General features: G+C 62.7%; 18 protein-coding genes. 7 read left to right on the forward strand and 11 right to left on the reverse strand.

Translation table 11 applies throughout. The annotated features are described in order from the left end of the window. Positions 1-10: 10 nt before the first annotated feature. Positions 11-1,306, reverse strand: a complete 1,296-nt coding sequence (locus JJE66_RS13315) for an MFS transporter (RefSeq protein WP_200514703.1) — start codon at positions 1,304-1,306, stop codon at positions 11-13. 89 nt (positions 1,307-1,395) lie between these two features. Between JJE66_RS13315 and JJE66_RS13320 the strand changes: the two genes are divergently transcribed. Then, positions 1,396-1,989 (forward strand): TetR/AcrR family transcriptional regulator, encoded by a 594-nt coding sequence (locus JJE66_RS13320; protein WP_200514704.1) that lies wholly within the window; start codon positions 1,396-1,398, stop codon positions 1,987-1,989. A gap of 48 nt (positions 1,990-2,037) precedes the next feature. On the opposite strand, the gene JJE66_RS13325 is transcribed toward JJE66_RS13320, so the two are convergent. From JJE66_RS13325 to JJE66_RS13335, 3 genes are all read right to left on the reverse strand, one after another. Continuing rightward, entirely contained in the window at positions 2,038-2,757 is a 720-nt protein-coding gene (locus JJE66_RS13325; protein ID WP_200514705.1) for a DUF2971 domain-containing protein, read from the reverse strand. Positions 2,758-3,213: 456 nt separating this feature from the next. Beyond that, the gene (locus tag JJE66_RS13330; RefSeq protein ID WP_200514706.1) at positions 3,214-3,612 is read right to left on the reverse strand and encodes a type II toxin-antitoxin system HigA family antitoxin; all 399 of its coding nucleotides are present in this window, start codon (positions 3,610-3,612) and stop codon (positions 3,214-3,216) included. Further along, positions 3,597-3,908 carry a type II toxin-antitoxin system HigB family toxin gene (locus JJE66_RS13335; protein WP_200514707.1) on the reverse strand — a complete coding sequence of 104 codons (312 nt, stop codon included), beginning with the start codon at positions 3,906-3,908 and terminating at the stop codon, positions 3,597-3,599. Before JJE66_RS13335 ends, JJE66_RS13330 begins: the two co-directional genes overlap by 16 nt. Positions 3,909-4,105: 197 nt before the next feature. Here JJE66_RS13335 and JJE66_RS13340 point away from each other — a divergent pair, with 197 nt between their 5' ends. From JJE66_RS13340 to JJE66_RS13350, 3 genes are all read left to right on the forward strand, one after another. After that, the gene (locus tag JJE66_RS13340; RefSeq protein ID WP_200514708.1) at positions 4,106-4,540 is read left to right on the forward strand and encodes a hypothetical protein; all 435 of its coding nucleotides are present in this window, start codon (positions 4,106-4,108) and stop codon (positions 4,538-4,540) included. 95 nt (positions 4,541-4,635) lie between these two features. After that, the gene (locus tag JJE66_RS13345; protein ID WP_200514709.1) at positions 4,636-4,854 is read left to right on the forward strand and encodes a hypothetical protein; all 219 of its coding nucleotides are present in this window, start codon (positions 4,636-4,638) and stop codon (positions 4,852-4,854) included. A 10-nt stretch (positions 4,855-4,864) separates the two neighbouring features. After that, positions 4,865-5,326: a hypothetical protein gene (locus tag JJE66_RS13350; RefSeq protein ID WP_200514710.1), complete on the forward strand. Its 462-nt coding sequence runs from the start codon at positions 4,865-4,867 to the stop codon at positions 5,324-5,326. A gap of 80 nt (positions 5,327-5,406) precedes the next feature. On the opposite strand, the gene JJE66_RS13355 is transcribed toward JJE66_RS13350, so the two are convergent. From JJE66_RS13355 to JJE66_RS13375, 5 genes are all read right to left on the reverse strand, one after another. Then, on the reverse strand, positions 5,407-5,835 hold the full coding sequence (locus tag JJE66_RS13355) for a hypothetical protein (RefSeq protein WP_200514711.1): 429 nt from the start codon (positions 5,833-5,835) through the stop codon (positions 5,407-5,409). 19 nt (positions 5,836-5,854) lie between these two features. Further along, positions 5,855-6,208, reverse strand: coding sequence for a hypothetical protein (locus tag JJE66_RS13360; RefSeq protein WP_200514712.1), 354 nt, complete (start codon positions 6,206-6,208; stop codon positions 5,855-5,857). 60 nt (positions 6,209-6,268) lie between these two features. Continuing rightward, entirely contained in the window at positions 6,269-6,805 is a 537-nt protein-coding gene (locus tag JJE66_RS13365) for a hypothetical protein (protein ID WP_200514713.1), read from the reverse strand. Positions 6,806-6,988: 183 nt separating this feature from the next. After that, positions 6,989-7,417: a hypothetical protein gene (locus JJE66_RS13370; RefSeq protein WP_200514714.1), complete on the reverse strand. Its 429-nt coding sequence runs from the start codon at positions 7,415-7,417 to the stop codon at positions 6,989-6,991. 59 nt (positions 7,418-7,476) lie between these two features. Continuing rightward, complete coding sequence (locus JJE66_RS13375; RefSeq protein WP_200514715.1) at positions 7,477-7,824, reverse strand: DUF1236 domain-containing protein; 348 nt, start codon at positions 7,822-7,824, stop codon at positions 7,477-7,479. 348 nt (positions 7,825-8,172) lie between these two features. Here JJE66_RS13375 and JJE66_RS13380 point away from each other — a divergent pair, with 348 nt between their 5' ends. Further along, the gene (locus tag JJE66_RS13380; protein ID WP_200514716.1) at positions 8,173-8,733 is read left to right on the forward strand and encodes a DUF2939 domain-containing protein; all 561 of its coding nucleotides are present in this window, start codon (positions 8,173-8,175) and stop codon (positions 8,731-8,733) included. Between the two features lie 4 nt (positions 8,734-8,737). Here the strand turns inward: JJE66_RS13380 and JJE66_RS13385 are convergent, their stop codons facing one another. Both JJE66_RS13385 and JJE66_RS13390 read right to left on the reverse strand, forming a co-directional pair. Next, positions 8,738-9,760: an LLM class flavin-dependent oxidoreductase gene (locus JJE66_RS13385; protein WP_200514717.1), complete on the reverse strand. Its 1,023-nt coding sequence runs from the start codon at positions 9,758-9,760 to the stop codon at positions 8,738-8,740. Between the two features lie 151 nt (positions 9,761-9,911). Then, positions 9,912-11,264 carry an NAD(P)/FAD-dependent oxidoreductase gene (locus tag JJE66_RS13390; protein ID WP_200514718.1) on the reverse strand — a complete coding sequence of 451 codons (1,353 nt, stop codon included), beginning with the start codon at positions 11,262-11,264 and terminating at the stop codon, positions 9,912-9,914. Between the two features lie 242 nt (positions 11,265-11,506). Between JJE66_RS13390 and JJE66_RS13395 the strand changes: the two genes are divergently transcribed. Beyond that, positions 11,507-12,250, forward strand: a complete 744-nt coding sequence (locus JJE66_RS13395) for an alpha/beta fold hydrolase (RefSeq protein WP_200514719.1) — start codon at positions 11,507-11,509, stop codon at positions 12,248-12,250. Beyond that, positions 12,247-12,402, forward strand: coding sequence for a hypothetical protein (locus JJE66_RS13400; protein ID WP_246756180.1), 156 nt, complete (start codon positions 12,247-12,249; stop codon positions 12,400-12,402). Before JJE66_RS13395 ends, JJE66_RS13400 begins: the two co-directional genes overlap by 4 nt. Positions 12,403-12,459 lie beyond the last annotated feature (57 nt).

Below are 12,459 nucleotides of genomic sequence, written 5' to 3' on the forward strand. Positions count from 1 at the left end.
ATGCGAGCGCTCACGCTGCAGCGAGCTGTGGCTGCACCGGCTTGCGGCCGATCATTAGCGACAGCACGGCTGCGACGAGGCCGGTTGCGCCCGCGATCATGAAGGCTTGCAGATAATCGCCCTGCGTCGAGCGCATGAAGCCGGCGAAGAAGGCGGCGCAGGCCGCACCAAGCTGATGGCCGGCGACGACCCAGCCGAAGATCAGCGGCGCATTCTTGTCACCGAAGGCATCGTTGGCGATGCGCACGGTCGGCGGCACGGTAGCGATCCAGTCGAGGCCGTAGAACACCGCGAAGACCGACAGGCTCACGAAGGAGAAATCAGAGTAGGGCAAATAGATCAGCGAGAGCCCGCGCAGGCCGTAATAGAAGAACAACAGCTTGCGCGGGTCGAAACGGTCGGTGAGCCAGCCCGACAGGGTGGTGCCGAACAGGTCGAAGAACCCCATCAGCGCCAGCAGGCTCGCGGCCTGCACCTCGAAGATGCCGTGGTCGCCGCAGAACGCGATCAGATGGGTGCCGACCAGGCCATTGGTGGTGAAGCCGCAGATGAAGAAGGTCGCGAACAGGAACCAGAAGGTCTGTGTCTTCGCCGCGCGGACGAGGTTGCCGATCGCCGCGACGAACGGATTGCCTTGCGCCGGCGCCGTGGGCTGGTCGTCATGCGCGCTGCCGTAGGAGCGCAGGCCGATCGACGCCGGCCGCTCCGGCACCAGAAAATACACCAGCGGAATCAGCGTGGCGCAGCACGCGGCCACCGTCAGTACCACCGGCTTCCAGCCGCCCCATTCGACCAAGGCCGCAAGGCCCGGCATGAAGATGAGCGTGCCGGTCGCCGTGCTCGCCGTCAGCAGCCCCATGACGAGGCCGCGATTGGTGGTGAACCAGCGGTTGACGATGGTGGCGCCGAGCACGTTGGCGACCGCGCCCGAGCCAATGCCGGACAGCAGCCCCCAACTCATGAACAATTGCCACGGCGCGGTCATGAAATAGCTGATGGCCGTCGAGGCCGACATTAGCGCCAGCGCGCCCAGCACGGTGCGGCGGATGCCGAAGCGCTGCATCACCGCGGCGGCGAAGGGGCCTGCGAGGCCGTAAAGGAAGATGCCGACGGCCGCGGACGACGAGATCACGCCGACATCCCAGCCGAAGGTTTTCTGGAACGGCAGCATCAGCACGCCAGGCGTCGCGCGCAGGCCGGCGGATGCCAGCAGCGCCAGGAAGATCACGGCAACGACCACGAAGGCGTAGCCCTGGCCGAACGGCCGCCGGGAGACGGGGGAGGATTGAACCGAAGCTGAGGGCATGTTACTTACCGGTACGTATTGCGACACGGTATTAGTACGTACCGGTAAGTAACATTGTCAAGCCCATGCCGAAGCCCGGACGAAGCCAGATGACGAAAAAGGCCCAAAAACCTGCTGACCCGCCGCTCCGGGCCGCCGATCGGATTCGCGCATCCGCCAGCGAGCTGTTCTACCGCGAAGGCATCCGCGCCGTCGGCGTCGACGAGGTCGTGGACCGCGCCGGGGTGACAAAACCCAGCCTCTATCGCAGCTTCGCCTCGAAGGACGATCTCGCCGCCGCCTATTTGCGCGACTACGATGTGAGCTTCTGGGAGAACTTCGAGCGCCCCGGCGGCAAGACTTACAGCAATGCGCGCGATCATGTGCTCGCCTATGTCAGCCAGCTCGCGTCGCGCGCCGTGGCCAAGGGCTATCGCGGCTGCGGCCTCAGCAACGCCGCCGTGGAATATCCGTCGCGGGACAATCCCGCCCGCCAGGTCGCCGAAGCGCACAAGAAAGTGTTTCGCAAGCGCCTGCGCGAACTGGCGGGCGCCATGGGCGCGCGCCAGCCGAACGTGCTCGGCGATGCGCTGCTGTTGCTGATTGAAGGCATCTACGTCACCGGCCAGCAGTCCGAAGACGGCCCGGCGCAATCGGCGCTCGCCGCGGCGAAGCTGCTGATCGATGCGAATGTGAAGGGGTGAGGTAGCGTGGATGGTGCTCGCACAGCTGGCGTTGCCCGGAACGGGTGTCTAACTTGAGCGAAACGTCAGCTGGGATTGACGAATTTCGACATTCATTTCGCATTGCTCCAATAGTAGTTTGAGCGCGCTCATTTGGTTCTCTTGACGAGCATGTGGACCGATAAGAATTCCCTTGATCGGCAATTTGCTTTTCAAATTTTCAAAAAGACGAATGAAGGGCACCAATGTGCCTCCGCCGGTTTCCCTAAAAGCAATTTCCTTTGGCTTTCTCTTCTCCCCCTCTCCAATGACAGTTGGCCGATTGCAGAGGGCTGCGATCCTATACTCGCGCTCTTCCGAAAATCCCGGGTCCTTAAGGAACGGGAGCGTTTCCAGAAATGGCCTTATATACGTCTCATGCTGAACTAACGGTCCGAAGTCTCGGTCCAAGTCTCCTCCTTGGCTTTCAAACAACGCGCGAAGCATCGACTTTGCGAGGCCATCAAACCTCTCCAGTTTCGCACGCTCAATGTGGCCGTCGTAGCTAACCGCCTCAGTCAAGATGCCCTGATATCTAAATTCTACGTTTTCCTCTTTGACTAGCTCGTCTATCTGCAGTTCGTCGAACTCGATGGCAAAGCCACCACTTGCGTATCCTCGCCATTGGCTGAGCAGCCCATTTTGAAATGCTGCCTCGGTTCGATCATGGATGCAGAAGGATGTGATGTAAAACGGTGCGATCTTGTCTATTGAGATCAGAACGCTACCCAGAACCTTCTCCGCCTGCATCTCATGTATCTTACGACCGTACTCCTCATAAACTTCTGGCCGAAGACGCCCCATTTTGACAAGCTCGGGTACGATCGATTCCATCTCGCGCGAAACGCGAGGTTTCAATAGGTCACTCAGAATTCTGCACTCAGCCGAATCGTTCAGAAAGTTCGCGTGTGTAGCGTAAAGGCTCTGACTTCTTAGAATTCCGATTAATCCGGAAGCCGTTGTGTAGTGAAAGAGTGAGCGACTCTTCTTCTCTGTCGCAGTCTCTGTCGAACCCGCGAGGTCTGGCATGGCGTCACGCGTCGGATGCCGTCCGAGGGGTTTATGGGCCATCTCGATCTTTCCGTTTATCAGCTCATTGAGCTAATCGCCGCTAAAGTGAATTCTTAGTGTTTATCACGTCGCCGTGGCGCTATTTCTCCGCACGCTTTGAGCGCCTGAAGCGGCCGATATTTCATCGTGAATGGCTCATGCCGCCGATCTTCGTCCTCGGGTCTGCGGCGGGGCGATCAGCGCTTCCGCAGGAATTCCCCACTCGCGATGCAGCCGCCAGGCCATCTTCATCGTGAGAGGACGCTTGCGCGTCAGGATGTCGGAGGCGCGTTGGCGCGATCCGAGCAGGCGGCCGAGATCCGCTTGGGTATGTTCTCCGGTTTCCATGCGATAACGAATCGCGTCGACCGCATCGGGCGGATCAATCGGCCAGTGCTTGCGCTCATAGTCCTCGATCACAAGTGCGAGAAGGTCGAAACGATCGCCCTCCGGCGTCCCCGGCTTTGGTTCGTTGTCGAAATAGCGTTCGATTTCTTCAAGCGCGGCATCGTAGTCGCTTTCGGAGCGAAGCGGACGGATCATTTTCTTGGCCATGAGACGGTCTCCGGATCGATGCGGTCATATTCAGCGTGAGTGCCAATGAACTTCACGAGCAAGCGGCCAAACGCAAACGACACATGCACGACCAATCGATATTTGTTGCCGCCCAGGTCAAAGATGACCCGATTGTCTCCCACGAAATCGACCGTGCTGCCGAACTGCCGCTTTATCTCAGCCGGACCGGCCCAACGCGCCTTCGCTGCGATCGCAACCCAGGCGCGGATCGGGCCCTCCGCACGCGGGTGACGCGCCCAAAATTCCCTTAGCGTGCGAAGGGCGATCACCTGCATGGTCAACTTATAGCATGTCACCATTTTGGTGACAATCGAATTGGTGTATGCAGAGCGGCGAACGACAACGATCACGTCGGCGAGGAAGCGCGGTGTCTCGCCGTCATCGGGGGCACCGTAAGCCTCGGCCGGGCATTTTTCAGCCCAGGTCTGGTCTATCTCTGTCGCTCCGATGCCCCGCGCAAAGAGACAGACGCATGCTCGACCATATTCTCAGGTCCATGACGCTTGGGATGGTCATCGTCGGCATGACGGCGATCTACGTGGCGCTCCACACCAACAACCGGCGTCTGGGCGCGGACATCTTCCTGCGATATTCCGACCGGGTCTCGGACCTGCGGCGCCGCCTTCCGGTCGCGGCATTCCTCGAGCGAGGGGCTGCCGGCGACATCGAGCTGACGGCGGACGAGCAGCGGGCCGTGCACGAGATCATCCACTCGATCTTCGAACTTTATGAGCTCAAGGTGCACGGCTTCTTTCCGTCGGCGATCTGGACGATCAGGGAGCCCGATATCGAAAGGCTGCTGTCGTTGCCGGCCTTTCAGCAGGAGCCGGCAGGCTTTGAGGGCCGATATGCGCGGCATCCGCATTTGACGGCCTGGCTGGACAAGATCAGGGTCAGTAAGCCCTGACTTGCGCAGTGGCGCGGCGGGCGCCCGCAGGCTTCTCAGGAACTTGCACTTTTTCCTGACGTTAGACCGGTGGCTCGCACGAGCGGCCGGCTGAGATGAAAAACTTTTCCAACGCAGAGTTTTCCCCCGAGGTGATCGCGCTCATGACCACCGCCCTGGAAGCTGCGGTCGCGACCCTGCCGGAGCCCGTGCATTCCTCGCACGTCACCGTGCTCGCCGAGTCCATTCTGCGCACGGCCAATGCGGGAGAGCGCGACGTGGCCAGTTTGCAGAGGATCGCCTTGCTGGAGCTGCAACTGGCGCCGCGCCACTGATGAGGTCGACATGAAGACGATAGCCGCCATTGTCATTGCCCTCGCTGCCATGTCCCCGGCCGTTGCCCGGGCCGACAGCTGGACCACCTATCGCATTCCTGAGACTGGAACATCGGTCGAAATTCCCACCGCGGTCTTCACAGAACAGGCCGGCATACCCGACGGATACGGCCGGAAATTTCGTACGCCCGACGGCGGTGCCGATCTCACCGTACAAGCCCTTCCCCGACCCCAAGGTGTTTCGCCCGCCGCATTCCTTGCTGCGAAGCAACCGCCGCCGGGAATCGTCTACAAGCGGATCGCGCCCGGCTTCTTCGTCGTTTCCAGCATCAAGCGTGACAAGATCTGGTATGACCGCTGCAATTTCACGAACCGTTACGTGCAGTGCGTGCTGATCAACTATCCCGCCGCCGAAAAGCGGCAATGGGACGAGCTCGTGACGCGTATCAGCCACAGCCTGAGCGGCGGGTGAACCGGGTTACAAGCAAAAAGAGCTGCCCGATCAGCTCGGGCAGCAGGTCGTGAGAAGCAAAACGTTTTGGACGAAGCGTATCAGCGAACCGTCGTTGACGTGGTCGACATGCTCGGCTTCGAACCCGGCTGGTGCGACATCGTCTTGGTGGTCGAGCCGACCTCTTCACCGGCCTTGACCTTGGTGCGCGTGTGCGAACGGCTGAACGTGCCGCCCTCATGGGCTTGCGCCCGGGCGTTGGAGTTCATGACGCGGCCGTTGCCCCTGTTCATGCTGACCCCGGTCTGGGACTTGCCGTTGACGGCGGCAGCGCTTCCACCGGCTGCGATCGAGGAGCCCGTGCCGCCCGTGGCCGAGGTGGACGTGCCGCCGGTGCCGACGGTCGAGGCGGAGGTGCCGCCCACTGCGGCCGAGCCGCCAGTTCCGCCCGTCATGCTGGTCTGTGCGAGGGCGGGCGATGCGGCGGCAAACAGAAGTGCGACCGCCGAAATAGTCAGTCGTGTTCTCATGTTTCAATCCTCAACAAATCTAGGGTGACGACGTCGAGATCGTGCAGCCGTTAACGGTGATGGTACTGGCACTCGTGGAGCCGGGGCCGCCCGCCGTCGAGGACGAGCTCGACACGTTGCCGCCGCCAGCTTGCACATGCACCGACGATCCGCCCGCCGAGCTGGAGCTCGACAGCGAACCGCTCGATGAGGTCGATCCGGTCGTGCCCGAGCCCGACGAGCCAAGCGCGGTGATGCTGCCGTCGGCATGTTTTTCGACCGTGACCTTGCAGGTTTCGCCTGAGGCCGTCTTGCCGGTTTTTTCCATGGTTGCAGCCAGAGCAGTGCTGCTCACCAAAGCCAATGCTGCGATCGCAATGATTGTTTCGTTCATGCGAGTCCTCCTCCAACAGAGACGAAGGAGCGGCATTGCTGCCGCTCCATGATCAAGGCATCAATCCTTGTCCTTCTTCATCTCGTCCCTGTGGTGGCCTTTGCCCTTTTCCATGCCCATCTCGCTGGCATGGCCCGCAGACGAGCCGGCTGCGCCGACGGTCGAGCCGCTCTTGCCGCCGCCGGCTGACGAGCCGCCGGTGCCCAGCGTCGATGCGGAGTTGGAGCCCGAGCCGGCCGCGGAGCCACCGGTGCCGACGCTGGACGAACTCTTGCCGCCACCCGCGGACGAGCCGCCGGTGCCAAGCGTTGAGGCCGAACCGCTGCCCGAGCCGCTGCCGGCCGCAGAGCCGCCGGTCCCCAGAGACGAGCTGCTGGTGCCGCCGCCTGCGGACGAGCCGCCGGTGCCGAGCGTCGACGCAGAGCCCGAGCCGCTGCCGGAGCCTGCCGAAGAGCCGCCGGTGCCAATAGTCGAGTTGCTGGTGCCGCCGCCGGCGGAAGAGCCGCCGGTCCCGACCGTCGAACTCGATTGCGCAACTGCGAGAGCAGTGCCGGCCACCAGAGCGGCCGCAGCCGCGGTAAGCTTCAATATCCTCATCTCCGTCTCCTCCAGGTTTTTTCAAATAAATCGCCAATGCAGGCTCGGGATAAATTGGCATGGCGGAAAACGTTCCTGTGCCTGACACGATGATGCGCGTGCATAGCGCGACGAGAGGATCGCGCTCGGTCGCTTCTATTCATCTGCCGTTCATCTGGTCCGCGAGCGCGGTACCGGCAGCCGTCAGAATGCGCCAACGATCACCTGACGATCATAGACCCGGCGCGAGGACGCCGAGCGAGCCGTGCGAGTGGAATGGAGAGCTGTCGTCGGCGTTGCGCCGTGTTGAGGTGGGGAGGTCCGCTTCGTTTGCGGCTTCGGCGCTTCTGCCGTCGCCACGATGTTGCTCGCAGCCTGCTCTTGCGGCTCGGCGGCCAGCACGGGCGGCGAAACTCTGGCGTCGAGTTGAGCGGAGGTGTCGAAGATGATTTTCTCAGGCAGGGTGCGAGCGGAGTTGATGCGCATGACCGTCCGGTCGACATCCGGACCCGCAGGACGTTCTCCCAGCGGTGACAGATTCCGATCGAGTGCAAAGAGCAACGCCACGGCGAACGCGCTGGCGAACAGGAAATATCGAACGATCGGCATCAACGACCACAGGACATAAAGCAAGTGTGCGTGCACGGCGGGCGCCCTTGGGTGGCCCTTGGGCAACCCGCCGTGCGGTGGAGTTAGTCAACCTCCTGGACCACCATGCGCGACTCGGGATCGACCAGCATCACGTGGCTGCCCGAATAGACGTAGCGATACTTGGTGAGCGACGGACCCCAATCGCTCGGTACGGGCGCGAGCTCGACGTCACGCGGGACCGGCGAGCCGACCACGATCTTTTCGTGCGTCTCGACCGGGCGGATCTTGTGCTCGGTGACGTAGGAATGGATCCTGGTGCGATATTCCGGTTCGATCTGCACGGTTGCACCATGCGCTGCGCCGGTGGTTGTCGTGGTAACAGTGGTTTGCGCCATTGCGCTCGTCGACACGAGCAGAGCGGCGGCTGAAATCAGCATGAACTTTTTCATCGTGTTCTCCCTCGCCGCTGGATGCGGCGCTGCGATGAACTCGTGATCGGCCCGCTCGTTCCGAAGGAACGGAACATTTGCCGGTTTTTCCTATTGCCGTTCCGGGAGCAGTACATTGGAGGAGAGAAAAAATGCCCGTGTTGATTCTTTGGGCCGTGCCCGCAATCCTGGTCGTGGGTGGTGGCATCTATCTCATCGGCCACATGCACTAGATGCAGCGGTCCCGGTTTCCGGGCAACGCAAGGACGCCTGAAAACCGGGACCAAGATACGCCGCGCAGCGGGTGTGGCGAGGTCAAGCCAGCAGCGGGCTGCTGCATATCGGAACCGCGCTTGCACCTGCTTGTTGATGGCACATGAAGTGGATTACCGCCGCGCTGGCCGTCTTGGCGCTGGGTCTGCTGGTCTACGCAGGCACGGCGGTCTCATCGGGGCCGCGCGCAGCGGTGATGCAGACCAAGTGCTGGCCCGGACCGATCTTCCGCGCGTCCGTCACGCTTTGGTCGACCAGCTCATCGATGCCTATCTTCGCAGTCTCGGACGCGAGAGGCCGATCAAGCCGTTCGAGCGTCTCGCCATCAACACTTTCGGCGCCAGCCTGGCGGACGATCTCGCGGGCAGGCTGATGACGCGGGAGAACATTGCGGCCCTGCTGCAAACGGGGTCGGTGCGAAGCAACGTGGAGCTCGGCACCATTCCGGCGCTGGCGGATATCGATCTGTCGCACGTCACGACGATGATGGGGCGTGTCGTCCTGATCAAGCCGGTGGAGTTTTCCGTGCGGCTGGGCGCGAGTGCAGATGCCGGCAGCATCAGCATGCATTTTGCCGGCAATGGCTGGCGACTTTCAGCAGTGAACCTTCCGGCGGCAATGTTGGCGAAGCTAATAGAGCGGTTGCCGAGGCGCTAGGAAGCTAGCGCCACCCCAGCGCCGGCGCGACGTGCTTCAAGATCGCCTCGATCGCATGGGCGCAGTAGTCGACACCGAGCTGGTTCGGGATCGTCAGCAACAGCGTATCGGCCTCGGCGATGGCTTCGTCCTGGCGCAATTGCTCGATCAGCACATCAGGCTCGGCGGCATAGGAGCGGCCGAAGATCGCGCGGGTCCGCGGATCGATGAAGCCGATCTGGTCCTCGCCGCCGCGCTCGCCGCCGAAATAGGCGCGGTCGCGGTCGTCGATCAGCGCAAAGATGCTGCGGCTGACGGAGACGCGGGGCTCGCGTGTGTGGCCGGCCTCTTTCCAGGCGGCGCGATAAGCGCGGATCTGCGCGGCCTGCTGCACGTGAAAAGCTTCGCCGGTCTCGTCGTTCTTCAGCGTCGAGCTCTGCAAATTCATGCCGTGCTTTGCGGCCCACACCGCTGTGGCGTTCGAGCCGGCGCCCCACCAGATGCGCTCGCGCAGGCCTCCCGAATGCGGCTCGAGGCGCAACAGGCCCGGCGGGTTCGGAAACATCGGCTGCGGATTGGGTTCTGCAAAACCTTCGCCGCGCAAAATGTCCAGAAAGACCTCGGCGTGACGGCGGCCCATGTCGGCGTCGCTCTCGCCGTCCGCCGGCCGGTAGCCAAAATAGCGCCAGCCGTCGATCACCTGCTCGGGCGAGCCGCGGCTGATGCCGAGCTGAAGCCGCCCACCGGCGATGAGATCGGCGGCGCCCGCGTCCTCCACTATGTAGAGCGGGTTCTCGTAGCGCATGTCGATCACGGCCGTGCCGATCTCGATTGTGCTGGTCCTGACGCCGACGGCGGCAAGCAGCGGGAAGGGCGACGCCAGCTGCCGCGCGAAATGATGCACGCGGAAATAGGCGCCGTCCGCGCCGAGCTGTTCCGCCGCCACGGCCAGCTCGATGGATTGCAGCAGCGTATCCGCAGCCGAGCGGGTCTGCGATTGCGGCGAGGGCGTCCAATGTCCGAAGGACAGGAATCCGAGTTTTTTCATGCGGGCAAGGTAAGCATGATCGCAGCACTTTGCCATACGTCGGCTGAAGGCCAGTCAGGCAACATACGCGTAGACAAGGCCCGCTCTTGGGCGGCGGCCTCTCCCGCAGACGCCAGCAGCAAGCTCGAACGCGTTGCGCGTTCTGGTGTGTTCAGGTCGCGGCGGCCATTCGCGCGCTCACTTTCTCGACAACCTGTGGATCACGCAGCACGGTCGGAGGCGCCATCAGATGATTGACCTCGGTCAGCAGGCGGTGCACGCCGGCATCCTCGGCGGCAACGCGCATCAGCGCGCCGGTGAACTGCATGCGCTGGGCGAAGTCCGCAGGGCGCGCGCCGCGGGTTTTTTCGTACATGAAATCGCTCTCTGCCAACGACCATGGTGCGGCCAGAACGTTCTGGATGGCCTTGAAAAATGCGGGTGCCAGGCCTGCAAGGGGAGCTGGCGTGCCGATCCGTTCGTCGAGCAGTCGCCGCAGGACACCGATTTCCTGCGCGGCCACCGTCATGCCCTGCCCGAACGCCGGATTGAATCGGCAGACGACGTCGCCGATCGGGAGGAGCCCCTGTGGGAAGGCGGTCATGGCCTCGAAGCGCCGGCGCCGGCTGTGGGGAAAGGCAAAGCGATGAATGGCTCCGAGCGGCGTCGCCTCCTTGAGGGTGTCGTAGATCGTCGAGCTGCGCAACGTGCTGGCAAAGGCGATGAACCCGGGCACGTCTTCAGGCGGACGGTCGTTGTGCATGCCGCTCAAGGTCACCTGCCAGCTCTCGTTCTCGCAGGGGAAAACGAAACCTCCGCGACCGCTGGCCGGGGTAGGGCGATGAATGACGCCGCGCCATGCGCGCGACGCATTCGGCGACAGCCGGAACAGGCCTGTTGCGTAGCCGAGGTCGATGCCGATGTCCGTCTCATCCGGGCGGGGAATACCGCAGGCATCGAGCGTCTCCAGCGTCATGTTGCCGAGGGAGGACGCATCGACAACGAGATCCGCCGTGATCTCTCCGGCAGCGCCGGCCTGCTCGTAAGTCAGCCCGGTGACGCGCTGATCCTCGGAGATTTGCAGCTTGGTAACCCGGCACTGTGGTTGCAGACGGATGTTCGCGTGTTTCATGGTCAGGGACCGCACTGTGAATTCGAGCAGAGGCCTCGTCATGCACAAGGTATCGAATCCGAAGTCGCGCTGTGGCCATGGGTCGAGCCCCGGCGTTTCGATCAGGATATCGACGGCGACGCGGGCCCGGACGGCGCCCGCAAGCTCGAGCTCGCGCTCCAGCTCAGGATAGAAGTTGAGCAGCTCCAGAAGCCCCGCATTGAGCAGAACGTGGGCCTGCCGGCAATGCGGCGTACCTACGCGCGGTTCGGCGCGATCGAAAAATGCATCGCGCTCCAGCACGGTGACCTCAGTGAAATAGGACGAAAGCAGTTTCGCCGTGGCGAGGCCGCCGATGCCTGCTCCGACGACAACGGCGTGTGCGCCCAATAAACTGGACATTGCAATCTCCATTAAAAATCAGCGATGGCCCGCGTTTTCCGCGCGAACCGGACAATGGTCGACAATATGCTCTCAGGTTGATGCAGCTTCCGAGCAATGTCAATCGGAGCAAGGCTTGCGAGGCGCGCTCACCGCCGTTCGGCGTATCCGTTCTGACGCGTCGACCCGCTATCAGTATTCGCATCGAACCGATAAGCTGCCTCTCCAGGCCTCACGCGCCGGCAGCGGTCATTTCCAAAGAAGGGATGTGTTCGATGACGATTGTTCTTGTTCATGGAAATCCCGAGACCGCGGCCATATGGGACGATCTCGTGCCACATCTTCGAGGTGGCGAGGTCATCCGCCTGCCGCCTCCCGGCTTCGGCTGCCCGATCCCTCCCGGGTTCGCATGCACGACCGATGCATATCGAGATTGGCTCGCAGGCGAACTGACCAGGCTTCCGCAACCGATCGATCTGATCGGCCACGATTGGGGCGGCGGCCACGTCCTGCGAATTGCGATGGAGCGTCCGGATCTGATCCGGTCGTGGGCCAGCGACATCATGGGCTGCTTCGATCCTGATTACGTCTGGCATGACCTCGCGCAGGTCTGGCAGACGGAGCAGGCGGGCGAGCGGGCGCTGGCAGAGATGGCAAGCACGCCTGTCGAGGCGCGTATCCAGCGCTTCGTGGGCCTCGGCATGACGCCGGCGATCGCGGCCCAAGTCGTCGCGGACGCGAACGAGGGACTCGGCCGGGCTATCCTGACCCTGTACCGATCGGCTGCCCAGCCCGTCATGCGCGATCTTGGACGCGGATTGCACAACGCCGCTGCGAAGCCGGGCTTGGCCGTGATTGCGACCGAGGATGGCTATTGCGGCGGGGAGAAGCTGGCGCGCCGTTCCGCCGAACGCGCCGGCGCCAAGGTCACCATCTTGAACGCGGGTCACTGGTGGATGTGCCAGCAACCCAAGCAGGCCGCAGACGCCATCAACGCGTTCGTGATGAGCTTGAATTGAGGACCGGGTTCGCTTGCGAGGTCACCCGCCATGTCGACGTCAGCGACCACACCCTGATTAGCGTGGAAGTCTCGGCCCGCGACTACCGCGACGCCACGCCGCTGGTGTTCCTCTCCAGCCGGTATCATCGCGGGGCTGGGGTGCCGGTGTAACGTGTCTTACGCCGCCTTTTTCCGACTGGGCCCGTCATAGTCTCGCTTCGTCCGAAT

Origin of the sequence: Bradyrhizobium diazoefficiens (genome assembly GCF_016612535.1) — a bacterium.
Classification (GTDB): Bacteria; Pseudomonadota; Alphaproteobacteria; order Rhizobiales; family Xanthobacteraceae; genus Bradyrhizobium; species Bradyrhizobium diazoefficiens_C.